Source organism: Priestia sp. TRN 1309, assembly GCF_050846875.1.
In the GTDB taxonomy this organism is placed as follows: domain Bacteria; phylum Bacillota; class Bacilli; order Bacillales; family Bacillaceae_H; genus Priestia; species Priestia zanthoxyli.
Genome location: NZ_JBOZGM010000002.1, coordinates 204802 through 229853 on the forward strand (window position 1 = coordinate 204802; position 25052 = coordinate 229853).

The window sequence follows — 25052 nt, forward strand, 5'->3', positions numbered from 1 at the left end:
TAGCCCTTTTTTGTGAACAGCATCCTTTGGCTAAAGGATGTTTTTTATCGTAGTAGATATGGAATCTATTTTATTTACTATGTTTTTTCTTCTACAATAGATGGATTTTAAAATCAATAGTATGAAGATTGCTGTTAAAAGTATGAATTATTTCCACTGTGGATAAAAGTAGTTATGTTAAAGAGTAAATAACCTGGAAATTATCGTTAATAAAAAAATAAAAGGGATGTTTTTATTAATAAAGAGGATGATATAACAGTCATTGAATATGTTTTCTTTCTTTTGTGGATAAGTATGAAGGTGTTTTTTTAGTAATATTCCATAGTTATACACAAGAAATATCATTTATTTAAACTCATTACGTTTATATAGATAGGATAATGAAATTTGAGAGCTGAAAAAATGGGTGTTTGTTTGTACTATTTGTATCAAAAAGAGAAGAGAAGGGAGAGAAAATAAAAAAAAGGCATGCCAAAGAAGCCCCTTATGAAGCTGTAAGTTCGGCAGGGACTTGATCTTGAAGATTTTTTGAAAGCTCTTTTCGAATGAGCGTACGGATTTTCCCACCGTAATTTTCAACGACTTGAGCATCATGGCTGAAGAAGGCCTGTTCAATCAATGTATAAAGGGCAGACTTCACTCGTTCAATACCATATTCAAAAGAAAGCTGAACCAAATCAGCGATGTCTTCGTTTTGGAATGAAGACATAACAATTCCTGTAGAATCTGTGCTGTGTCCAGATAATTTTACAAAAGTCTCTTCAATAGTACGTCGAATCGCCGCATCGTATTGATCTCTCTTTTCTTGTTTTGACATCTTGCCATTTTTAGCTCCGTCTTTTAAAACAAAGAAAATAGTAGATCCTTGGACAACGGTTTTAAATGCGCTCGCCTGCGTTTCAGCTATTTTTTGCATCATACCCTTGTAGTGAGTATATTTCGGCGTAAAAATTTTATAGTCATTAAAGCTAATTTTTGAAGTGTTTTCTCCAGGATTAAACTGACGCTTAATCGTATCGTTGTCATAAACCAATTCTTTGCGCAGCTCTAAGCGAAGGGCATTTACGTTTTCAATTAGAATAAGTTCTTCAAAGCGAGTATATTCTAATTCCATAAACCCAAAGCCGTGTTCTTCAAAATATTGGGGGTAGGGAACAATACAAATATTGATTCCTTTGCCGCTGCGAGAATAGGAAATTAATTCTGTTTCTGCTAATACTACATTGTTGTTGCGAACTGTTCGAACTGTACAATTCAAAGCGGCTGCAATCTCTTTTTCAGAAACATCACAAATAATACCTCTTTCATCAACGTGAAGGAAGTGATAAAAAATTAATTGTGAAATTTGAGATTTAGATAAACGGTGATGTTCTGCCACTGTTTTGATTGTAGGGTTCCCATGAGCGTCTAGGTCCATGTGATCTTCAATATCTTTATATTTTTCTACGGTGCTAGACAATTGGCGAATAATTTGTTTTCCAATTTTCGCAAATTCTTTTTTTATCATGAGAATCCCTCCAATCTATTTCATATCAACAATAATTTATTAGGGTAAAATAACAAAGAATACCTTGTGAAAATTATATCAATAAGAAACAGAATCGCAAACGAACGAGTAGTACGCGAAAAACGGCAAAAGGCTCAAAGAATGCTGTCATAGCAAGGGATTCAGCGTATAGGTTTTTTAGTACGACAAAAACGGCAAAAGCAAGCAAGCGCCGGTAGAACAGTGTTTGTTACGATCAGTAAAAATCAAAAAAAACTTTATGCGTTTTAGTACGTAAAAAACGGCAAAAGGCTCAATATAGTACGCCGAAAATAGCAAAAGTGAAGAGTGGTACGCCAAAAACAGCAAAAGTGATCTCGATTCACCTAAAAAAAGGGAAAAAAATCACTTCTCTGATCGCTGTAAATAACACAATGAATTTCAATAGTACGTCAAAAATGGCAAAAGTTATTTTTAGTACGTGAAAAACGTCAAAAACGACCTGGTAGTACGCTAAAAACAGCAAAAGTTATCGTTTGGTACGTCAAAAATGGCAAAAGCTTTATATATGCTGCGAAAAAAATAAAAAATAGGGTTTGAAAAGGACATAACAAAGGGAAAAGCAATGTTTAGTACGCAGAAAACGGCAAAAGTAGTGAAGGAGTACGTCAAAAACGGCAAAAGGTAGGATTGTTTTACGAAAAAAAGAGAATAATTAACACTTAATAAGTGATGACGAGTAAATAAAATGAATTTAGTACGTCAAAAACAGCAAAAGAAGCAAAGTAGTACGTCAAAAACAGCAAAAGACAGTAATTAGTACGCAGAAAACGGCAAAAGTAGCGGAGGAGTACGTCAAAAACGGCAAAAGCTTTTGTGTAGTACGTTAAAAATGACAAAACTTCCAAACTATGAAATGAAAATAGAGGGAGATTTTGTATCAAAAAGACGAAAATGGCAAAATGTCAAATAAAAAAGGAAGGGAATGATTTACCCTTCCAATGTTTCTCTATGTTCTCCTCCAAAATAGTCTTGAATTTCATAATTTTGAAGAGGAATAAAAGAGATTTCAAAGCCTTGAAGTTTTTGCTGATAACTTTGGATCAGTACTTGATTGCTAACAAATTCTGCTAGAGATTCATTAATTAATTTTAGGTTTACATCAATTTTCTTTGAACGAAAACGAACTTTTGAAGCAAAATATTGATACGGGTAAAAATGAGTGTAAGACTTTTCTTGTAAATAACAGTCTAAACGCTCTTTTTGAAATGCATAAAGCAGTAAAGAAGACAGCGAGTTATCTTTAAACTTTTTAATAACATCACTGTAAATTTGTACAAACTGCTGATTTAAAAAGCCTTGATGCGTATCATCGCTAAATACAATCGTTGCATATCGTCTGCCCGTTACTTCATCGGTTTCAATAACAGCCTTTTGAAAGAAGTTGATCGCAAATTTTGTATCTCTGGAATTTTTCTTCTTTGCTACACCTTCTACGTGATACCTGGCAATTTTCATAATGCGGGCTTCAACGGCTTCATAGTTTTTTACACCTTTTGAATTATAAATTTCTTTCACGATATCCGCTAAATCAAGAGTCACCGTTTTTTCTTTATAAAACATCTCGTCGCGCTGTGAAAGAGCAAACTGGATAATTTGGGAATCTTTTGGGTCTAAAACCATATTTCGTTTGGAAAGAACCGTTTGATTATCATTCACAGGGATAATGGTGCGAATGAAATATTCTTCATCAACTTTATAGTCATTATATAAAACGACTTCTTGGGAGTTTGTTTTAACTTCCATATTGGTTTTAAGAGAATGACTTTCGTTTGAGAAGATAGGCGCCTCTACCCACGAATTTAATCGTTTATCAATCCAGTTGCTTAAATTTCCATTGTATTTTTCTAAGATGATTTCCGCAATTAAAAAAGTAAAGTCCGTGTGAAATGCTTTCTCTATTTGATAATTCATTTTTGAATCTAAATAAGGAAAATCGGTAATGTTTGTTTTTTTGCTTTTAGCCCATGCCTCTACTTCTTTTAACTTTATCTTTAAAATATCTTCAGGTTTTTCCACGCCAAACAGCTTTTTTAAGTGTTCGGTATCTACTTTTTTATCCATCACTTTTTTGGCTAATTCAATGTCTTCAAAAATAGGATTAGGCTTTTCTGCTTTAATATCTTTTTTTAATGTTTGCAGCCAGTTTTTCTTATTTGATTGTCTTCTTTTGTAGGCTGGGTTTCGTATTTCCTTAGGATTTATTAATTTATTCTCTAAAACAAACGTATCTTGCAATATATTTAAAATGTAGTCTTCTATAAAATCTTTTTCATTCGAAAAAAACGAATGAGAATCATATAAAAAGTCTATACACTTTGCTTTGATATTGTCATCGATCGCATCGCTGATTTGTTTAATAAGGTAAGGAGAAAAATTGGATGGTTCGTTCATGTTGACCTCCTCTGCATGTATTTAATCTGTAACACTCTTATTATATCTTTTTTGAACGATACTCTAAAGGCTAAAAGGAAAATTCGTTTTTGTGAATGCTGTTTTATATCAAATTAGCCTAACCAGCTATTAGTATATAAAGGCTTATTACAAATATAAAATTCTTTCTTTATAGCGCTTGTACAATTTTAGATGTAAGGAGAGTATTATAGTAGCTTTATAAAAGAGAAAAGCAAAGTACATTCATTGAGTTTGAAAATGGAAAAGTTTATACTTGCCAAGTACACTCTTTTTACAAATAGGGGGAATAAATATGTTGTTAAAACCTAAAGCAATTTTTTTAGATATGGACGGTACGATATTAAATCGCTCCAACAAAGTAAGTATTCAAACAAAAGAAACCATTGACGAATTACGAAAACAGGGAATTTTTGTTTTTATTGCTACGGGAAGAGCGTTTGATGAAATAGAAGAGTTAGTTCCTGAAGGCTTTCAAGTAGATGGATTTATCACATCAAATGGTATGGCAGGATACGTAGGAAAAGAATCAGTCTTTCAGCATTCGCTTTCACTTCAATTGGTGGAAACTATTATTGAAAAAGCAAGAGCGAACAAGGTATACTACGAGCTTTTCCCGTATGGCACACCTCGCGTGACGTTAAAACAAGATCAGCCGTATGTTGAAAATGAAATTAAAGAGCCAAAGCCAGACAGTGTGGAAATTAACGAATGGCTTTCTCGTAAACAAGCAATTAAAGAAGAAATTGACTGGAAAGATTCCGTAGAAGGAAGTGAATTTTCAAAGTTCTATTTCTTTGCAAGAACGCACGAGCATATCGATAAATGGAAAGAAGAGCTTGAAAAACTCAAGCAAGAAACAGACTTTACAACTTCTACTTCATCTAAACACAATGTCGAAGTGATGGTGGCAAACGTAAATAAAGCAACGGGAATTCAGCAAATGCTAAAACATTTTAATTTGCCCGAGCAAGACATTCTAGCAATTGGCGACAGCAACAATGATTTACCAATGTTTCAGTTTGCCAGCTATGCTGTAGCGATGAAAAACGCGCCGGATCATATTAAAGAGATTGTCGATGACGTAACGGAATTTAACTGTGACGAAAACGGCGTCTCCCATTACCTTTCTAAATTTTTATTACAAAAATCTACTAGAAGTAATCCCGTTTTATAAAAATGAATCTATTTCACGACATATAACCAACTATTCAAAACATCGTCTTTTAGGCGGTGTTTTTAGTATGCATAAGGTAAAAGTAAACCGTTCATTATTTTTAGTTATAGCACTCTTAGCTAAAAAGAATAGATAAGAATAAATCTTCTATAATTTAAAAATCATGTTATAAACGACATAACTATCCTCGTGCCTATTCCTGCAAAACACCTCTCAGCCCTGATGAGTGCCACCATGCCAAAGCATAAAACATTTTAAAATCTAAACTTTTTCTTTCTTCAAACTTTTTATAAAATGCGCAGAAAAGGGATTGTATCTCCGTATATTTAATGCTAATATAACATTTAATGAAAATAGTATAACATATTTAGAGTTATTTCGTAATTAGTATGACATAAATTCTTAATTTAATTGTTTTGTTAAAGTGTTTATAATCACAGTGACCAGCATATTTATCTATTCATTACTATTAAATTGTGTATCTTGTAAGCTGCTAAATAAAAAATATTAGCGTTATTAAACTATTAAAATCAAAGAATAGGAAGATTTAATGTGAATAAAAGAAAAATTGTCTATATAGTTTCCGACTCAGTAGGTGAAACGGCTGAGCTGATGGTAAAAGCAGTTTTAACTCAATTTAGTGGAGAAGATATTGAAATTCAAAATACTTCTTACGTAGAAAATGAGGAAAATATTGATAATATCATTGCCGAAGCAAGGTGTAACGAGGCCATCATTGCGTATACTATCGTCATCCCACCTTTAAAACAGTATCTTGACCAAACGGCACAAGAAGAAGGAATTGTAGCCATTGATTTGATGACCCCTCTTATGAGTGCCTTTAGCCAAACCTTTAATAAAGAACCTAATCTTCAACCGAGATTAACAAGAAAATTAGACGATAACTATTTTCGAAGAGTAGAAGCAGTTGAATTCGCTGTTAAATATGATGATGGACAAGACTTCAGAGGCATCAAGCGAGCTGATCTAGTGTTGATTGGTGTTTCGAGAACATCTAAGACGCCACTTTCGATGTATTTAGCTCATAAAAGTCTTAAAGTAGCGAATATACCGTTAGTTCCAGAAGTGACGCCTCCTGACGAACTTTTTACTATTCCAAAAAATAAATGTATTGGTTTAGTTATTACACCGGATAAGCTCAATGAAATCCGAAAAGAACGATTAAAAAATTTAGGTTTAGCGTCTCAAGCCAATTATGCCAATGTAGATCGAATTCTTGAAGAGCTGGACTATGCTGAGAAAATTATGAAGCGCATTGGCTGTCCTATTGTTAATGTCTCAGGTAAAGCAGTTGAAGAAACCGCTGAAGTGATATTGAGCATGTTAAAAAAGGACAAGATGAAAGGGTATGTATAAAAACTCCCATTATGTAAGACAGACAACTTGTCAGACATACTTAATTTATAGAGAGTCAGGTAGAACAGGCGTGTTGCTAAAAGGTGCTTTTTTAAAATATAAAAGATAAGGAAGATTGTGATGAGCAATGTATATAAAAAAACAGACGTTATCTTAATTGGGGCCGGAGTGATGAGCGCAACGCTGGGATCTTTACTAAAAGAGTTAGTGCCGGAATGGGAAATCAAAGTATTTGAGAAACTCGCAGATGCAGGAGAAGAAAGCTCCAATGAATGGAATAATGCAGGGACTGGGCATGCTGCCCTGTGCGAGTTGAACTATACATCTGAACAAGCTGACGGATCTATAGATATTACGAAAGCAGTGCGAATTAATGAACAGTTTCAGCTTTCAAGGCAATTTTGGTCGTATCTTGTAAGCAGTAATTTAATTCATCATCCGCAAGAGTTTATTATGCCAATCCCTCATATGAGTTTCGTACAAGGAGAAAAGAACGTATCCTTTTTGAAAAAACGTTTTGAAGCGCTATCAAATAATCCGTTGTTTCAAGGGATGGAGTATTCGGATCGTCCTGAAAAGTTAAAAGAATGGATGCCGCTTGTTATGAAAGGCCGTACATCGACTGAAGCAATTGCGGCAACCAAAATTGACTCAGGAACGGACGTGAACTTTGGAGCTTTAACTCGTATGTTGTTTACACATTTAAAAAGTAAAAGCGTAGAAATAAACTATAACCACAGCGTTGAAAATCTGACACGTACCGCAGACGGCTCGTGGGAAGTAAAAGTACATGATATTCATAGCGGCAAACAGGAATATCACACGGCGAACTTTGTTTTTATCGGAGGAGGAGGCGGAAGTCTGTCTTTACTCCAAAAAACGGGTATTCCTGAGTCCAAACATATTGGAGGGTTCCCGGTAAGCGGATTATTTATGGTATGCAATAATCCCGAAGTTGTAGCGCAGCATCACGGGAAAGTGTACGGAAAAGCAAAGGTTGGCGCTCCGCCGATGTCGGTTCCACATCTTGATACACGCTATATCGACCGCAACAAAACACTGCTGTTTGGACCTTTTGCCGGATTTTCACCAAAGTTCTTAAAAACGGGTTCAAATTTGGATTTAATCAATTCTGTAAAACCGAATAATATCTTAACGATGTTAGCAGCAGGCGTCAAAGAGATGGGCTTAACGAAATACTTGATTCAACAGGTGCTATTGTCAAATGAAAAGCGTATGGAAGAACTTCGCGAATTTATTCCAAACGCAAAAAGCGAAGACTGGGATATCGTCGTAGCGGGTCAGCGTGTACAGGTAATCAAAGATACGGAAGCCGGAGGTAAAGGAACTCTTCAATTCGGTACAGAAGTTGTGAGTTCAGCGGATGGTTCCGTTGCTGCATTGCTCGGGGCCTCGCCAGGCGCTTCGACTGCCGTTCATGTTATGCTTGAAGTGCTAGAAAAATGTTTCCCGCAGCATATGAAGAACTGGGAACCAAAAATAAAAGAAATGATTCCTTCTTACGGCTTGTCACTGGTAAAAAATCCAGCGCTTTTTAACGAAATTCATGCTTCTACAGCACAAACGCTGAATTTAAGTAAAAAAGAACTTGCGTACCGATGATTTTAGGCGGCCTTTGGCACGTATGCTTTAGATTAAAAGAATTTTTTTAGGCTGCTTTATAAAGTGTTTAAAATATAAGTGAAATCTATAAGAAAAAATGAAGGAGCTCCGTTATATAACGGGCTTCTTTTTATTTATTTCCTTTGCTAGCAGAATTTACTTCGTATACATGATATAATTCTTATTAGTAAGCGTTTACATATAATGGAGTGAAGAATTGGAAAATAGCTATTTTGAGGAGCCGATAAAAGATGATTACAACTAATACATCTTTACTAACGAAAGAACAAACGATTTTTAGCCATTCAGGGAATAAAATTAAATTAGAAGACAGAGAGATTAATATTGTTGCTCGATTTGAAGAGCCTCTTGTTCTAGTTTTAGGAAATGTCCTAAGTACCGAAGAATGTGACGAACTTATACAGCTATCCAAAGATAAAATGCAGCGATCAAAAATTGGAGCTGAACGTGAAGTAAACAGTATTCGTACGAGCAGCGGCATGTTTTTTGAAGAAAGTGAAAACGAGCTTGTACATCAAATTGAAAAGAGACTTTCTAAGATAATGGGACCGTCTATTGAATATGCTGAAGGCCTTCAAGTTTTAAAATACTTGCCTGATCAAGAATACAAAGCGCATCACGACTATTTCACTTCTGCAAGTAAAGCATCTAAAAATAACCGTATTAGTACATTGGTTATGTACTTAAATGATGTGGAAGAAGGAGGAGAAACTTATTTTCCTAAGCTGGGTCTTTCCGTATCTCCGACAAAGGGAATGGCCGTGTACTTTGAATATTTTTATAGTGATGCTGAACTTAATGACCGTACTCTCCACGGGGGAGCTCCTGTTATAAAAGGAGAAAAGTGGGTCGCTACCCAGTGGATGCGCAAACAAAAAATTCGATCGTAAAAACAAAGGTTTGAAGAGCCCTATTAGCTATTGTTAGTAAGGGCTCTTATTTATGTTACAAAAAAATAGTCATCATGGTAGTCAGTTATTATATTGAAATATTCACACTTATTCTATTTGTGCGGCTATTCCTTATTCTTATAAGCCGGTAGACGATAAATGTATTTGTAGTGTAAAATATCCTCATGATTAAAAATCTGGATACACAAAAACGAAAAATGTGTTCGTGAAATAAAAATAAAATAAATGCTATTTAAAATAATGACTTTAAAACAAGCTGCGCGAAAAACTCGTGAAAGGTATTTTCACGAGTTTTTGTTTTTAGGTGATTTACACTATTTATAAAATCATTTTACTTTTATATAGTAGATAGGGAATGTGTTAAAGGAGGACCCGGGTTTTGAAAGAAATAAAAGCAATTATTTACATCATGATCGCGACGTTTGTGCTGCTTCTTACTGGATGCAGTGATGAGCAGGCAAGTCATTCAAGCACACCTTCTACGGATACAAAACAAGAAGTTCAAGTAGAAGGTTCATCAGATCAAGAAGAAGACCATAGTCCTTCTAAAGCAAGTCGTGAAGACGTAGTAGGTGAGGCAGCTACGGTAGAAAGAGTGGTGGACGGCGATACGCTTAAAGTAAAAATGCTGAACGGAAAGACGGATCGCGTACGACTACTTCTTGTCGATACCCCAGAAACAAAGCATCCCAAACTAGGCGTACAGCCCTTTGGTCCAGAAGCATCTGCTTACACGAAAAAAAGGCTAGAAGGGCAGGAGATCACTCTTGAATTTGATGTGCAAGAACGTGATCAATATGGACGGTTACTTGCGTATATATGGATAGACAATGAGCTATACAATGAAGAGCTGCTAGCAAAAGGGCTAGCCCGCGTAGCGGTATTTCCTCCTAATACAAAGTACGTAGACGAATTTAAGAAAATACAGGAGCAGGCTCGAAAAAGCGAAAAAGGCATCTGGAGTATTGAAAACTATGCCCAAGAAAAAGGATATAATACGGATGCTGTAAAAAATCAGTCCTCTTCTAATCAAAAAGATACTCAATCTGCCACAAGCTGCGAAGGTAAAATAAAAGGAAATCAAAACTCTAAAATTTATCACGTGCCAACAGGGGCACACTACAATCAAACAATGAACAACGTCATTTGGTTCTGTACTGAAAAAGATGCACAAGAAGCAGGATACAAAAAAGCAAAAAACTAACAAAGAAATTCAGTAGCTGCTGAGTTTCTTTTTTTGTGAGTTCCGTAAGTATGTGTATAGGATTGGCTAAATACCGTCCAACAAAGAACGACCAATTCGTATAAGAAGACGCACGGGCCATATGAGCAACTGAGGCACTTGTAAAAGAACCTCCGCTATAAGTTCTCTCCCGCTCATCGTATTATCTTTCTGCTGACAGCGTTTTTTCATAGTCATCATCCATTCATTTGAAAATATACATTAATTATACAATGAAAGGAAGATTAGGAGTTAATTTTTTCTTTCTTTTCTTTTTCGTGTTAAAGTAGATAGGTAAGAAGTTTTGCTACAAATAACGCAAGCGAAGAGAATAAAGGGAGTTTGAAAATCGTGAAAATAAGGAAAGCAAGAAAAGAAGATGCTTCTGCTGTAACGGAATTACTTTATGACATGCTTGGGAGTATTGCACGCTCTCACACGGCGGCTACAACGAATGAAGAAGCGCTTTTAAGACTTAAAGCGTTTATTCTGTCTGAGAAGAATCGCTATAGCTATCATCATATTACAGTCGCGGAAGTCGATGAGAAGGTAGTTGGACTTATGCTTTGCTACGAAGGAAGTATGTTACAAACGCTTTATGAACCAGTTAAGCGTTTTGTACGTGCGAAACTTAATAATCCAGCGTGGGAAATTGATATAGAAACTGAACATGGAGATTATTATATTGACTCTCTATGTGTAGATGAAGATTACCGCGGAAAAGGGATAGGAACGGCTCTTTTAAATGTAGCCAAGCAAGAAGCCAAAAAGCGTAAGATGTTTTTATCGTTAAACGTTGAATATAATAACCTAGAAGCCAAAAAATTGTATCAGCGTATAGGCTTTCAAGAGCATAAAACCATTTTTATTGATAAAAAACCATTTTTTTATATGAAGACTGCCTGAGCATCTTTACGGTAGTATTTTTTGTGATAAAATGGATATATAAGTAAAATAATAAGAACCAACAGCTCAGCACTTTTGCTGAGCTTTCCTGTAAATCGCGTAAACGTATCAAAATGGAAAGAATCCTACATCCAATGGACCATAAGCAAGCGGTCATGAAAGTATGTTTGCTGATGTGCCACATGAAAGGAGCGTGCATGAACATCAGAGATCTTCCGTTTAATATGAGTTATCGATTTAATGAACAGCTTCGAGAAGTTCCGGTTAACCCACACCAAATGAAGCAGGGAATCATCTATTTAAAGAAACGAGCTCTTGAAGAAGAGGATGAGTGTGCCGCTGCTAAAACATATGGACATATTGGTGTATATGAGCGCATACTTGGAGAATTAACGAGCAGTGAAAGACACTTGCAGCTGGCCATTTATCTATATGACCGACATGCTGATACAATAGGTGAATTTTTGAATACGATCCGACTTGGACATACATATCACTGGCAAGAACAGTGGGATAAGGCGAATGAAACGTTTCAGCTACTCATTGAACAATTAAAAGCAGATGAAGACCTTCACATATATGAAGACTTTGTCTATCAGCATTATGGAAAATGTTTACTTGATCAGCGGGTTGTTTCCAGAGCACATCACTATTTTCAACGCGCGTTAGAAATTCGATTGAAAAAAGGCGATAAAGAATTAATTGAGTCGACTAATTCCTGCATCCGTCTTTGCTTAAATAAATTAAAACATTCCTAGTATACATAAAAGATAAATGACTCATAGCCTTGGTTACACATAATGCATAAACTTTCCGTTTGACAAACGTATGTGAACATATTATAGTCATACATGGCAATTTAAGAATACGTAATATAAAAACTAAACATAAGCGTCTCTTCTCTTTTGGAGAAGGGGCTTTTTTATGTGAATTTTTATGCCGAGGAGGGTTTAATTGATGAGTAAAACAGTAAAAGATGTCATCTTTTTATTAATAGGTTCGTTTGTATTTTCACTTGCAGTTAACATGTTCGTCATTCCAATAGGACTGGGTGAAGGCGGCGTTACGGGTATATCCATTATTTTATATTATACAACGCATCTTTCAACAGGCGTCACTAACTTTATTCTAAACGGTATCTTGCTTATCGTAGGGTATAAATTTTTAGAGAAAAAAACCATCGTCTATACAATGATTACGATTATCACTACATCTATTTTTCTTCACGTAACTGAAGGCTGGGGTCTTCATCTTCGCGAAGAGCTCATTGGCATGGTTTTTGCCGGTGTACTGCTAGGCGTTGGAATTGGGATGATTTTGCGAGTTGGTGGAACAACAGCAGGGTCAGCCATTATTGCTCGAATTCTAAATAAGTTTTTAAACTGGAAAGTCAGTCATGCACTTCTAATTGTTGATTTACTAGTGGTATTGGCTTCTTATTTTATTATTGGAATCGAAAAGTTACTATTTACGATCGTCATGCTTTACATTACAACAAAAGTAATTGACTTCGTTATTGAAGGATTTGATGCCAAAAAGGCCGTTACCGTTATTTCAAGCAACAAAAACGAGGTAGCGGACCAAATCAATGAACAGCTTGATCGCGGGGTAACGATTCTAAACGGTCGAGGGAACTATACAAAAGAATCAAAAGAAATTTTGTACGTTGTCATTAATAAACAAGAGCTTCTTAAACTTAAAAAGTTAATTAAAAAAATTGATGATGAAGCATTTGTGATTGTACACGATGTACGAGACGTAATTGGAAAAGGCTTTTTAAGCGCATAAAGCTGTGGTTCTTGGCAATTTTTTCTGACGTTGGTGTTTTCCGAAAAAGTATGATATAAGTGTGTCTAAAGACAATTCAATATACGAAAGGAAGAACCCATATGCGTAATAAAAGGCATGTAAAACGTCTTCTTCAACGTCGAATCCGTTCTTTACGATACGTTGTCTTGATTTTATTTACGATACTGATTTTAAAGTACGTTAGTGAAATTATGTAACTTTTTTATATGAGTCTTATCGCTCATTTGGAGTGCTTTTTCTTTTAAATTAGTAAACCAATTTGTATAATAGGTTTTAAGAAGGAGGAGTTCCATGAGCATTCCCAAACCATTAGTTCAGCTTAATCAACTCTTTATCGTTATAACGGTTTTGCTCGCTTTACTTGCGGCAAAGTGGCTTTTACTTTTGCCTTTTCTCGTTGGAGTAGTCACACTTGCAACAAAGCGTAATCCCGTAATTATGGCAGGGAAAACGCTTCTCAAAAAGCCTGCTTCTTCTTATCAAATGGAAGACCGGGATCAGCAGCTTTTTAACCAATGGATTGCAACGATATGTATGGGAGTTGCTTTCATTTCCTTTTTAATGGGTTATACGCTTGTCGGCTATTTATTTAGTATAATGGTGATTCTTGCTGCAGGTGTAGCGCTGATGGGGTATTGTATAGGCTGCACGATTCGTTATCGATATATGATGTGGAAATATAAAAGAAAAAAATACCCTGCATAAACAAAGCCTCGAGAAGGCTTTGTTTTTTTTTGCTCATTTGTATACGTTATCAATAAATTCAATCATCATAACGGATGAAAACAGATGTTAGAGCACCTGTATCCTTTAAAAACCTTTGTTGACAAAGTAAGGTAAACAAATTAAACTTTTTATGATAATAATAATCGTTACGATTTAAAGGAGGGGAATTATAGTTAGAGACAGTACATAAAAAAGGATAGCTTTTAATAAAGGAAGGGTTTATATGAAAAAAAAGATAAGTCTGCTATGCTTAACGCTTGCTACGATAGGTATGCTAGCGGCATGTTCGAGTAAATCCGCGAGTACCGGACAAGAGAGGGAAACAAAATCACTTACTTTTGTATCGAATTTTCCAAGTGACACGCTCGATCCACAGTTAAATTATACCACTGTACGAGCCGGCATTGCGGAAACACTAGTCAAAGTGAATGAGCAATTACAGATTGAACCATGGCTTGCAAAGAAATGGAAAACAGAAGATAATGGGACGACATGGATATTTGAGATTAGAGACGGGATTACGTTTCAAAATGGCAAGGATTTGAATGCTGAAGCCGTGAAACATTCGTTAGAAAGAACGATAAAAGAAAGCGAAGCAATGAAAAGTGCACTTAAAATTAAAGAAATGAAAGCCAGTGGCCAAATCTTGATCATTACAACAACAGAGCCGCTTGCTACGTTGCCTTCTGAACTTGTTCATCCAAACACGGCAATTATTGATGTAGATACTTCAGATATAAAAAGTAAACCAGTGGGAACGGGACCATTTAAAGTAGCTTCGTTTAAACCGGATAGTGAAATGAAAGTAAAAAAATACAAAGAATACTGGGACGCGGAACCAAAATTGGATGAAGTTGTGTTAACATTTAATGATGATGAAAATGCACGCACGTCTGCTTTACAATCAGGTGAAGCTGATATTGTATATCGTCCGGCAATTGAAAGCTTAAATACTTTAAAACAAGATTCATCTATTGTAGTAGATATACAGCCGAGCCTCAGAAATCAAATGCTTTTCTATAATTCAAGGCAAGAAGCGTTTAAAGATAAAAATGTGAGAAAAGCGTTTGATGTATTATTAAATCCCACGGATGTTGTCAACACAGCGCTCGCAGGTCAAGGTTCACCAGCAGCAGGTCCATTTTTAGATAGTTTGGATTTTTCGAACGATCAAAAAACGAAAACCTACGGACCAAGTGAGGCTCAAAAACATTTAGAAAAAGCCGGTTATATACTCAAGGATGGAAAAGCAATAAAAAATGGAAAACAACTTTCTTTTAAGCTTGTTACATACCCTTATCGTCCAGAACTGCCTTTAATGTCGCAAATGCTTCAGTCAGAAGCAAAAAAGATTGGTGTGAAAATAGACATTCAACAAGTGGAAAATATGGATGAGTATATGACAACAAAAGATGATTGGGGAATCGTTACATACAGCCTAGTAACCGCGCCGCGAGGAGATGCAGGATATTTCTTTAATGCTCTTTATACGGAGGGAGGGGCATTTAATGTTGGACATTTTCATGAACCAGCATTAGCTTCCATTATTGATGAGCTTAATAAAACCATTGATCAAAAACAGCGCAATAAGTTAGCAAGACAAGCCGGAGAAATAGCAGAAAAGGAAACGCTGCATTCTTCGATTGTTCACCCGAACAATTTTGTAGCCTATAGAGACAATGTGAAAAATTGGGTTACAGCCAAAAGTGAATACTATGTGATAACAAAGGATTTAGATGTGAAGTAGATATGAAATTAATTGGTAAAAGAATAATAGAATTACTCATTTTTTTAGTTATACTATCGTTTCTCAGCTTTGTTTTAATGAAGCTAGCTCCGGGAGATCCGGTTAAGCAAATGCTTCGCGTAGATGACGTGGCAGTGTCTGAGGAACAAATAAATAGTTTGAGAACAGAGCTAGGGTTTAACGAACCTGTATATATTCAATATGGAAAATGGCTGACGCGTTTTTTTCAGTTTGATTTAGGATCTTCGTATATGACAAAAGAGCCAGTCATCGACGAATTAGTTGAGAAGTTTCCGGCTACGCTGCGCTTGACGGTTGCATCTTTGGTTGTGATGCTGTTAATAGCTGTGCCACTCGGAACGCTGTCAGCACTATATCCAAATAAGTGGATTGATTATCTCAGCAGAAGTATTTCTTTAATTGGAGCGTCTATTCCAAGCTTTTGGCTCGGTCTTTTGTTTATACAGCTGTTCTCTGTACGTCTTCAATGGCTTCCTTCAATGGGTACAGGCACAGCAGCCCATCTTGTGCTGCCTTCTTTAACACTTGGTTTTGCCATGTCCGCTGTGTATATGCGAATGATTAGAGCTAGTCTGCTAGAAGGATTGAAACAAGATTTTGTACGATCTGCTCGAGCAAGAGGAATAAGTGAAAGCCGCATTTTTATTTTCCATGCGTTTCGGTATAGCTTAACACCCATTCTTACCATTTTAGGGACAAGCTTAGGGAGTTTACTTGGAGGAACGGTTATTATTGAAGTGCTTTTTGCTTATCCTGGAATTGGAAAACTAGTTATTGATGCGATTATGAATCGTGATTATCCTGTGATTCAAGGGTATATTTTGTGGATGGGCCTGTTTGTTGTTTTAATCAATTCACTTGTGGATTTGAGCTACAAATATGTAAATCCCCAGCTCTATGTAAAGGGAGGGGATAAAACGTGAAAAAGCCGCAGCTTCTTTTTGTAGTAATAAGCATGTGTGGTATTGTGCTTATTTTATTTTGTCTGTTTGGAAGTCAGCTAATACCAATGGACCCCACACAAGTCAATATGCAAGACCGGCTTCAAAAAGCCAACAGTGATCACTGGCTAGGGACTGACCACTTAGGCAGAGATCTTTTTTCACGAATCATAGCTGGATCTCAGACTACGATTGGAACTAGTTTTCTTGTCTTAGCGCTCTCTCTTTTGATTGGAGTCCCGGTTGGTTTAGTTTCAGGGTATATTGGAGGAAAGATAGATCGCTTTTTAATGAGAATTGTAGATGCTTTTTTAGCTTTTCCTGATTATATTGCAGCCATTGTCTTAAGCGGACTGTTAGGGCCTGGATTATTTAACTTAATTGCTGCAATGGTTATTGTAAAGTGGGTTAGTTATGCAAGGGTAGTGCGGAGTATTGTGCTTCAAGAGAAGTCAAAAGAATATGTGCTGATCGCTAAATTAAATGGAGTGGGAACACTGCCTTTAATCCTTCGCCATTTTCTTCCTCACGTCGGGGGACATATTCTTGTTCTTGCTACGCTGGATATAGGGAAAATTATTTTAATGATGGCTTCATTATCCTATATTGGACTAGGGACTCAGCCGCCTACTCCGGAATGGGGAACGATGCTAAATGAAGGCAGGGCTTACTTTTACAATGCTCCGCAGCTAATGTTGATACCAGGTGTGGCCATTATTTTATTTGTGCTGACGTTTACAGCTTTAGGTGAATATATTCGAGGGAAATATCAAGTTAATCGATAAAAGAGGTGATCGTCATCGTTTTAGAAGTAAAGCATCTAGCCATTTATAATAAAACAAAACAAATCATAAAAGACGTTTCTTTCACAATCGAACAAGGACAGTGGATGGCGCTCGTTGGAGAAAGCGGAAGCGGGAAAAGCATCACTGCTGCTTCGATAGGAGGACTGCTGCCTTCAGGTGTAACGCTTAAAGAAGGCTCTATCACCTTTAAACAGAAAGGAGAGGCTCCTATCCTTGGAAAAGATATTTCGTATATCTTTCAAGATTATCGAAGCGCTTTTACGCCTTTTTTAACAATTGGAAAGCAGTTTGATGAAACGGTTCGTACTCATAGTGAGCTGTCTAAAAAAGACAGGAAATCCGCCATTTTTCAGGCTTTAAAAGCGGTGAATTTACCTAATGAACGCGTGTATAAAAGCTATGCTGCTCAGCTGAGCGGAGGACAGCTTCAGCGAGCAGCGATTGCTTTAGCGCTGGTGATGAAGCCTGCCTTGATTATCGCAGATGAACCAACTACGGCTTTAGATAGCGTGGCAGCAGCTGAAGTTCTTCAGCTGCTGTATAAGCTGAAAGAAGAAGCTGGCTGTGCCATTCTGTTTATTACTCATGATTTGCGTCATGTGCGGAAATATGCGGACCGGGGAGCCATTATGCTAGCAGGAGAAATCGTGGAAGAAAACAGTATCGAATCTCTGCTTCACACTCCGCGTCATTTTTACACAAAAAAACTGTTTAACGCCATTCCTTCTTTACGGAAAACGCCTGATCGATTGTTAGATACGCAGAAAAAAGTGTTGATATAGGAGTGAGATATGAAAGAAAAAAATATATTACGCGTCACGCAGCTTGTGAAACAGTATAAAGACGTTAAAGCGCTAAATAATGTTTCCCTGCATATCGATAAAGGGGAATGTGTAGGGATTGTCGGAGAAAGTGGAAGCGGAAAAAGTACGCTTGTAAAAAGCGTGCTAAGGTTAACAGAGGCTCAGCAGGGAGAAGTATGGTTTGCAGAGAAACCTCTTCACCGGTTAAAAGGGAAAAAACTGCAGCAAGCTCGTCTAGGCATGCAAGTGGTATTTCAAAACCCCGCGGCTTCTTTTAATCCAAAAGTAAAAATCATCGATTCTTTGCTCGAGCCTTTGCGGCAGCAGCGAACCGTTCCTTCATTTTTATCTCATGTGAGCAGAAATGAAAAAGAAATCGCTTTTTATTTGTTAGAAAAAGTTGGAATTAACGCAGAATATGCGTTGAATTATCCCCATGAACTCAGCGGAGGACAGCTTCAGCGTGTAGCGATTGCGCGTGCCATTAGCGTAGGTCCGTCTCTGGTACTGTTAGACGAACCAACAGCGAGCCTTGATGTTACGGTACAAGCAAAGATTTTAAATTTATTAAAAGATTTGCAGGAGACTTTTCAGCTGTCTTATCTTTTTATTTCGCATGATTTAGCAGCAGTAAAATTTATGAGCAGTCGCATGATGGTTATGCAGCAAGGCGAGGTTATCGATCAATTTGACCGTGCACAGCTATTTGATAAAAACAGGCATCCCTATACAAAAAAGCTTGTGCGTTTATTTGAATAGAAAATAAAGCTCTTCGTTTAATATACTAAACGAGAGCTTTTTTATAAATGAGAATGAGACAAAGTCAGGGACGCGGCGGTGGAGTATGCATATGGATAAAGTGATAGCCTGCTTGGCAGAGCATGATAAAACTAATGGTGAGTACAACAAGAGGAATTAGCTTGTTTTTTCCTCGTTCTTCATATAGTCCGGCTGCGCTTAAAAGAAAGCCAATAGTAGCTAAAGGAGGAGAGGAGCGAAAGAATAAATCTGCAGCTGTAAACCCTTGGTTTGTATATTTATAATAAAAAAATAGACCTGTAATTAATAAAAATAGTCCAATCCAAAACAGCGTAAGTTTTCCAAAAAGGGTTTTAGGCACTGTGTTTTCACTCCTTTTGTCAGTCAAGTACCATAAAATACTAGCATAAAACGTTTTGGTTTGCATTAGAGAAAAAGAACTTGAATGATACAATATGTATAGAAGAACAGGTTTGAAGTAGGAGGAGATGAAGTATTCAAAGCGCTTCATGTAAAAAAATACATATCGTTGGATCCGTTGGAAGTGGAAAAACGACTCTAGCCCGTTTGTTATCCCATAGATTAGAAGTTCCTCACATCGTAAGAAAAAGCCGCTCAGTTGATGAGCGGCTTTTTTTGGTTTTTATTCTATCAACATAGACCCGCATTTTTTTTCACAAGCTTTTGCAAGGTTTTTGAGAAGCTGATTAAGAAACTCTTTGTCCATTTTAAGCCACTCTTCCTTTTGCAGTCCTTCTACGATATAGGAAGAAAAAAACCACACGTCGTTTTTGATGGCAGAGCGATTTGTTTCAGCGATTACAGTTAATGCCTTAATGACAGCAGACATCACGGAAACATCTTCTTTTCCATAATGGCGAATTTGATAGAACGCTTTGTACAAATAATCCGTAAAAGAAGGTCTTTCTAGCAGCACTCGAATACGTCCTTCTTCATCGCAATAATAAGGAGAGGAAGAATAACTTTGTCCGAGTTTGATAAACACTTGCGTGAGCTGTTCAATGCAGTTAATAGCTGTTTCAGGGTCATTAATAGCTGGTGAAATAGCTCTTAATGCAATTTCACTTAGTTTTTGAATACCTAATTTTACGTCTTGGATCGATTCTTGGTCATTTGTAATAAACAAGCAATGAAGAAATTTTTCACGTTCTAACGATTGATTGTGAGTGATTACAGTTAATAACGGTGTGTCTGCTTCTACATACTCTCCGGGTGCTTTTTCGAGTTTAACAATGACATTTAATTTAGATGCTAGTGCTGTTAAATGGTTGAGTTCGATATATTGAATATATCCTTGTCTGTTACTTTTAATTTGCAGTGTGTTTTCACTATCAAAATCAACCTGTATTTCATTCTTTGATTCGGGGTGCTTTTGTTGTTCTAGCCGTCTCTCTTCAATGGTAAGCATCGTTTTTTTGGCAATGTTTGAAATTAAATTTCCGACTTTAATCCAGTTGATGACGTGGTGAATCAAAAACACAAACATCCCTAAGCAAATGAATGCTACCACGATGGCTAATGAAGGAACAATAAAAGTATTGCTGACTTGGTTGCTGCGAACTTGAATGAGCACTACAAGCACGTATACGTATCCACCGATAAAAGTGCCAAGCACGCGCTGAGTTTTGGCATCTGTATTAAAGTTCTGAATCGTTCTAGGAGAAAACTGACCTACAAACGTAGTCAGTACCACTAACACAGAAGAAAACGTAATTGTCGTCATCGTTAATAAGGAATTTGATACTGAACTTAAAATAGTATGAGCAAGCTCTTTATCCGTTAGAAACACGGAAGGAACTAACTTTAACCACTGTTTGTGAGCTGTCAAATATCGATCTAAAAATGTACTAATAGTGGCTAAAATAAAAGCAACAATTCCGTATATAGAAGGAGTAATCCAAAAATTAGCTTTTATTCGATTTTGCTGTAGCTTTATTGACATAACGAAATCTCCCATATCATGATTTAATAAGTTCGGACTTCTTTTAGTATGAAGAAAAAAGTTAACCATACTTATCCACCTATTATTACCCTCACCTGCATGTGAAAAACTTCTTTAAGAAAAGTTTTATCATTCATTTGTAAAGGGTAGAGATCAAAAAGGAGGGAAGAGCCGTGGCATTTGATTATTCACTTGACTTTGAACATATCGATTTTAGAAAACATCCTGAAAAGTATAGAGTAGGAAAAGGAGAACAAGGAGTTCTCCTTGTTGAGCCATATAAAAGTGAAATTCTTCCTCACTGGCGTTTTCGTACACCTGACATTGCTGAGGAATCCGCCGACGCCATCTATCAGCTTTTTTTAACCTACAAAGAAAAAAGCGATTTTGTTGGAATGGACATGGCCCGGAAATTTCTCCAAATGGGATACACGCGATCGAGGCGCTACGCGAACTACAAAGGCGGAAAGAAATACAACAAAGACGGCGAGCGTAACGAACGGCAAATTGATGAACAAAAAGCAGAATCGGCATCAATTTTTATGGAAAAATGGAAAGAGGTACGAGAGAATAAAGAGTACTTGCAAATGAAAAAAGAGCATCAAAAAAAGTACGGATAATCAGCTGGGATCCGTACTTTTTTCCTTTGTTATTTCGATTCGTTTAATATGGTGATGTTCAATATCAATGACTTTAAATGAAAAACCTTCGTTTTTGATGCTATCACCTTTAGCAAGATCAAACTTTTCGGTCAGCATCCAGCCGCCAATGGTATCAACGTCTTCTTGTTCAATAGTTGTTCCGAGTAAATCATTTACTTCTTCAATCAACACCTTCGCATCTAGTACGTAGTGATTTTCATTAATTTTGTGTACGTCCGGTATTTCATCATCATCAAATTCATCACGAATTTCACCAACAATTTCTTCTAAAATGTCTTCAACCGTTACAAGCCCCGTTGTTCCTCCATACTCGTCTATTAAGATGGCCATGTGAATTCTGTCCCTTTGAATTTTAAGCAATAAGTCGTAAATGGCGATGGAATCAATGACTTGAATGATGGGTTTCATATACGTTTGCACGGTACGTGGTTTGATATCATCTTCTTTTATGTAATCCGCTAATATTTCTTTAATATTAACTAATCCCACCACTTGATCTTTGTTTCCATCTATAACTACTGGATAGCGAGTATATTGCTCTACTCTAGCCATTTTTAAGAATTCTTCTATCGTTTCATCTGCTGATACGCTAACAATTTCTGTACGAGGCACCATGATTTCTTTAGCCGTACGATTATCAAATTCAAAGATATTATTCATGAACTTAAATTCCGATTGATTAATTTCACCGCTCTCATAGCTTTCAGATAAAATAATTCTAAGTTCTTCTTCACTATGAGCTACTTCATTTTCAGAAGCTGGCTTCAGGCCGAATAATCCGACAACGCCTCTTGCTGAGTGGTTTAAAAGCCAAATAAACGGATAAAGTAACTTAGAAAAAAGAATAAGAGGACGGGAAAATAACAGCGTCACTTGTTCGGCCTTTTGAATCGCCACCGTTTTGGGCGCAAGTTCTCCAGCTACCACATTTAAAAATGTGACAATCGAAAAAGCAAGAACAAAAGATATGACATGCGAAAGTGATGTAGCAAAAGGAAGCATGTCAATAAGCGGCTCTAATAAATGACCTACCGTAGGTTCACCTATCCAGCCTAGACCCAATGCGGTAACCGTAATGCCCAGCTGTGTGGCTGAAAGATAACCATCTAAATTTGATACTACTTTTTTTGCTGCTAAAGCGTTCCGGTTTCCTTCTTCAATTAACTGATCGATTCTAGTCGACCGTACCCTAATGACGGCAAATTCCGTTGCAACAAAAAAGGCTGTTAATATGATTAATACGATGAATAAGATGACATTTACTGTTTCCAAATTTATCTCCTTACCCCGTTGAAACGGATAAGGGAACACCTCCTTTATAAAAGTTTGATGAGCTGATTTATATGGTAAATAAAGAATATCATGTATACTGTTCCCTTAATCTCCGTAGAAATAAACTTATCGAAAAGAAAGAACACTTTTTAATAACCCGCAACATTTTTTGGCAGAAAAAGCGTAAACTAAACATTATAAAATGAACGAAAAGAGACAACGTGATACCTTTAAAGAGATGTAAATAGAAGTAGGAGTCGATTGTTTTTATGGAATTTTTTCTGACGATATTAGTCTTATTGGCTTTGATTGGTCTATCTAATATCATTAATCATTTTGTGCCATTTATTCCTGTTCCGTTAGTTCAAATAGCTTTGGGAGCAGGGCTTGCTATATTGCCATTTGGCGGAGATGTCCATTTGGAACCTGAATTATTTTTTATTTTATTTATTGCCCCGCTATTATTTAATGATGGGAAAAACGTGTCAAGAGCTGCTCTTTGGAAGCTTCGTACACCTATTTTATTACTAGCGCTGGGACTGGTTTTTGTAACGGTGGCAGTAGGGGGATATCTAATCAATTGGCTTATCCCTTCCATTCCGTTACCGGCGGCATTTGCACTAGCCGCTATTTTGTCCCCAACAGATGTAGTGGCAGTTGGAGCTATGGCGAGCCGAGTAAAGCTGCCTAAGCGAATTATGCATTTGCTTGAAGGGGAAGGACTGATGAATGATGCCTCTGGTCTTGTAGCGTTTCAAGTAGCAGTAGCTGCTACCGTAACGGGCGTTTTTTCAATCGTAGATGCTACATTTCAGTTCCTTTGGGTAGCGCTGGGCGGTTTGTTTGTAGGAGCATTTATCGCTTTTCTGATTATCAGACTGCGTGTACTTGTTCGACGTTTAGGAATGGAAGACATTACGATTCATATGTTAATACAAATTCTAACTCCATTTGTTGTCTTCTACATTGCTGAACACTTTCATCTATCGGGAATCTTGGCAGTTGTAGCAGGCGGCATTGTGCATGCGATTGAGCGCGACCGAGAGGAATCACCTAACCAGCAGCTTAAAGTGGTATCAAAAAGTACTTGGACGGTTATTTTATATTTGTTAAATGGCTTGGTTTTTGTGCTGCTTGGTCTGCAAATACCAAAAGTGGCGAAAGCAATTATTCAAGATCCAAACTTTAATAATGGACAAGTGCTTCTTTATATTTTGATTATTACTGTCTTTTTGCTTGTACTACGATTTATTTGGGTGATGGTATCATGGTCAGTAGGCTGGTATTACAAAAACAACAAGCATCTAAAACCTGAGCCTCGGTCTATTGGTATTATTACGGTTTCAGGTGTACGAGGAGCTGTTACGTTAGCCGGAGCGTTCTCGATTCCTTATACGCTTGATAACGGCAGTGATTTCCCGGAACGCTCTCTGATTATTTTTCTAGCAGCAGGCGTTATATTGTTAACCTTAGTTGCGGCAAGCATTCTTTTACCTGTTATTGCGAAAACAGAAAAGGCGCCGAAGAAGCCTGAGCGCAATACAAAAGAGGTTAAAGCACGCATTAAAGTGCACAAAGCTGCTATTCAGCGGTTAAAAAGAGAAATGACCGAAGAAAATCGTGGAGCAGCGCTTTCGTTAATTTCAACGTATAATACAACGATTAATAACATCATTGTTAAAACGCATCCTTTAGAAGCCTCTGAAAACAAACAGTATGAAGAAGAAATTCGATTGCTGGCTCTCCAGGCCAAGGGAAAATTGGTGGAAAAGCTATTAAAAGAGGAAAAAATAGATCGTGAGACAGCGTATATTTGTTTGGAACATACGCACAAGCTTGAAATGGCTGTAACCAATCGTGTAAGGTACAAATTATTGGTGAGCTGGATGAGGTTTAAAAAAGTTTTACTACTACTAGTCCGAATTTTTTCACCGAATAAGCAGGCTTTAAGAAAACAAAGCCTGCGCAGAAGAAGTAAAGTGAACAAAGTACGTATTCAAATGATTGAAGAAGCGATAAAGGTCATTAAAGAAAATATGAACGAAGAAAATCGAATGATTTCACTTGCTATCATTAGTGAATACCATAGATCCATGGCAAGACTTAGAAAAGAGAGTACGGAGTATAATTCAGGTAAACGTAAAAAAGCAACGAGAGATTTATGTTATAAAGCGTTTCATACCGAGCGGGAAACGGTGCAAGAACTTTATGAAAAAGGAGAAATCACGCGTGAAATCGCTCATAATATCCGAAAAGATATCGCTTTGCGTGAAGCATTAACAATTGAAGAAAATGGTTATTAAAAAGTCGCAGAGAGTAGTCTCTGCGACTTTTTAATGTGCTTATAA

General features: G+C 36.8%; 22 protein-coding genes and 1 pseudogene. 17 read left to right on the plus strand and 6 right to left on the minus strand.

Going from position 1 to position 25052, the window contains the following annotated elements:
• Nucleotides 1–484 precede the first annotated feature (484 nt).
• The gene (locus ACRPLQ_RS08325) at nt 485–1507 is read right to left on the minus strand and encodes a hypothetical protein (protein WP_033579375.1); all 1023 of its coding nucleotides are present in this window, start codon (nt 1505–1507) and stop codon (nt 485–487) included.
• A 969-nt stretch (nt 1508–2476) separates the two neighbouring features.
• Nucleotides 2477–3940: a hypothetical protein gene (locus ACRPLQ_RS08330; RefSeq protein ID WP_013083667.1), complete on the minus strand. Its 1464-nt coding sequence runs from the start codon at nt 3938–3940 to the stop codon at nt 2477–2479.
• Nucleotides 3941–4253: 313 nt separating this feature from the next.
• On the opposite strand from ACRPLQ_RS08330, the gene ACRPLQ_RS08335 reads away from it, so the two are divergent.
• The 5 genes from ACRPLQ_RS08335 to ACRPLQ_RS08355 all read left to right on the plus strand — a co-directional run bounded on the left by ACRPLQ_RS08335 (nt 4254) and on the right by ACRPLQ_RS08355 (nt 10271).
• The gene (locus tag ACRPLQ_RS08335) at nt 4254–5135 is read left to right on the plus strand and encodes an HAD family hydrolase (RefSeq protein WP_028412906.1); all 882 of its coding nucleotides are present in this window, start codon (nt 4254–4256) and stop codon (nt 5133–5135) included.
• Nucleotides 5136–5687: 552 nt separating this feature from the next.
• Nucleotides 5688–6512: a pyruvate, water dikinase regulatory protein gene (locus ACRPLQ_RS08340; protein WP_042992073.1), complete on the plus strand. Its 825-nt coding sequence runs from the start codon at nt 5688–5690 to the stop codon at nt 6510–6512.
• A 120-nt stretch (nt 6513–6632) separates the two neighbouring features.
• On the plus strand, nt 6633–8135 hold the full coding sequence (locus ACRPLQ_RS08345; protein ID WP_165635335.1) for a malate:quinone oxidoreductase: 1503 nt from the start codon (nt 6633–6635) through the stop codon (nt 8133–8135).
• Between the two features lie 251 nt (nt 8136–8386).
• Nucleotides 8387–9046, plus strand: coding sequence for a 2OG-Fe(II) oxygenase (locus ACRPLQ_RS08350; RefSeq protein ID WP_033579371.1), 660 nt, complete (start codon nt 8387–8389; stop codon nt 9044–9046).
• A gap of 400 nt (nt 9047–9446) precedes the next feature.
• On the plus strand, nt 9447–10271 hold the full coding sequence (locus ACRPLQ_RS08355; protein WP_165635334.1) for a thermonuclease family protein: 825 nt from the start codon (nt 9447–9449) through the stop codon (nt 10269–10271).
• 66 nt (nt 10272–10337) lie between these two features.
• On the opposite strand, the gene ACRPLQ_RS08360 is transcribed toward ACRPLQ_RS08355, so the two are convergent.
• Entirely contained in the window at nt 10338–10481 is a 144-nt protein-coding gene (locus tag ACRPLQ_RS08360; RefSeq protein WP_165635333.1) for a hypothetical protein, read from the minus strand.
• A 159-nt stretch (nt 10482–10640) separates the two neighbouring features.
• On the opposite strand from ACRPLQ_RS08360, the gene ACRPLQ_RS08365 reads away from it, so the two are divergent.
• From ACRPLQ_RS08365 to ACRPLQ_RS08405, 9 genes are all read left to right on the plus strand, one after another.
• Nucleotides 10641–11195, plus strand: a complete 555-nt coding sequence (locus ACRPLQ_RS08365; RefSeq protein WP_165635332.1) for a GNAT family N-acetyltransferase — start codon at nt 10641–10643, stop codon at nt 11193–11195.
• 197 nt (nt 11196–11392) lie between these two features.
• Entirely contained in the window at nt 11393–11953 is a 561-nt protein-coding gene (locus ACRPLQ_RS08370; protein ID WP_028412912.1) for a hypothetical protein, read from the plus strand.
• A gap of 199 nt (nt 11954–12152) precedes the next feature.
• Nucleotides 12153–12983, plus strand: coding sequence for a YitT family protein (locus ACRPLQ_RS08375; protein WP_028412913.1), 831 nt, complete (start codon nt 12153–12155; stop codon nt 12981–12983).
• A gap of 312 nt (nt 12984–13295) precedes the next feature.
• Nucleotides 13296–13709: a DUF4395 domain-containing protein gene (locus ACRPLQ_RS08380; RefSeq protein ID WP_165635331.1), complete on the plus strand. Its 414-nt coding sequence runs from the start codon at nt 13296–13298 to the stop codon at nt 13707–13709.
• 244 nt (nt 13710–13953) lie between these two features.
• Nucleotides 13954–15477 carry a nickel ABC transporter substrate-binding protein gene (gene nikA, locus ACRPLQ_RS08385; protein ID WP_367078057.1) on the plus strand — a complete coding sequence of 508 codons (1524 nt, stop codon included), beginning with the start codon at nt 13954–13956 and terminating at the stop codon, nt 15475–15477.
• Nucleotides 15478–15479: 2 nt separating this feature from the next.
• Nucleotides 15480–16421, plus strand: coding sequence for a nickel ABC transporter permease (gene nikB / locus ACRPLQ_RS08390; protein ID WP_028412916.1), 942 nt, complete (start codon nt 15480–15482; stop codon nt 16419–16421).
• Nucleotides 16418–17224: a nickel transporter permease gene (nikC, locus tag ACRPLQ_RS08395; protein WP_165635329.1), complete on the plus strand. Its 807-nt coding sequence runs from the start codon at nt 16418–16420 to the stop codon at nt 17222–17224. Before nikB ends, nikC begins: the two co-directional genes overlap by 4 nt.
• Before the next feature lie 5 nt (nt 17225–17229).
• On the plus strand, nt 17230–18027 hold the full coding sequence (locus ACRPLQ_RS08400; RefSeq protein WP_165635328.1) for an ABC transporter ATP-binding protein: 798 nt from the start codon (nt 17230–17232) through the stop codon (nt 18025–18027).
• A 9-nt stretch (nt 18028–18036) separates the two neighbouring features.
• Nucleotides 18037–18807 carry an ABC transporter ATP-binding protein gene (locus tag ACRPLQ_RS08405; RefSeq protein WP_165635327.1) on the plus strand — a complete coding sequence of 257 codons (771 nt, stop codon included), beginning with the start codon at nt 18037–18039 and terminating at the stop codon, nt 18805–18807.
• Between the two features lie 64 nt (nt 18808–18871).
• Here ACRPLQ_RS08405 and ACRPLQ_RS08410 read toward each other — a convergent pair whose 3' ends face one another.
• Nucleotides 18872–19168: a hypothetical protein gene (locus ACRPLQ_RS08410; protein ID WP_034268885.1), complete on the minus strand. Its 297-nt coding sequence runs from the start codon at nt 19166–19168 to the stop codon at nt 18872–18874.
• 134 nt (nt 19169–19302) lie between these two features.
• Here ACRPLQ_RS08410 and ACRPLQ_RS08415 point away from each other — a divergent pair.
• A pseudogene (locus tag ACRPLQ_RS08415) lies at nt 19303–19404 on the plus strand (DNA topology modulation protein FlaR); the annotation flags it as partial.
• A gap of 46 nt (nt 19405–19450) precedes the next feature.
• Here the strand turns inward: ACRPLQ_RS08415 and ACRPLQ_RS08420 are convergent.
• Nucleotides 19451–20770 (minus strand): DUF2254 domain-containing protein, encoded by a 1320-nt coding sequence (locus ACRPLQ_RS08420; RefSeq protein ID WP_432235887.1) that lies wholly within the window; start codon nt 20768–20770, stop codon nt 19451–19453.
• Nucleotides 20771–20943: 173 nt separating this feature from the next.
• Between ACRPLQ_RS08420 and ACRPLQ_RS08425 the strand changes: the two genes are divergently transcribed.
• Nucleotides 20944–21390 (plus strand): DUF4385 domain-containing protein, encoded by a 447-nt coding sequence (locus ACRPLQ_RS08425; RefSeq protein ID WP_034268877.1) that lies wholly within the window; start codon nt 20944–20946, stop codon nt 21388–21390.
• Here the strand turns inward: ACRPLQ_RS08425 and ACRPLQ_RS08430 are convergent, their stop codons facing one another.
• Entirely contained in the window at nt 21391–22704 is a 1314-nt protein-coding gene (locus ACRPLQ_RS08430) for a hemolysin family protein (protein ID WP_033579360.1), read from the minus strand.
• 269 nt (nt 22705–22973) lie between these two features.
• Here ACRPLQ_RS08430 and ACRPLQ_RS08435 point away from each other — a divergent pair, with 269 nt between their 5' ends.
• The gene (locus ACRPLQ_RS08435; protein WP_028412925.1) at nt 22974–25007 is read left to right on the plus strand and encodes a Na+/H+ antiporter; all 2034 of its coding nucleotides are present in this window, start codon (nt 22974–22976) and stop codon (nt 25005–25007) included.
• Nucleotides 25008–25052: the final 45 nt, after the last annotated feature.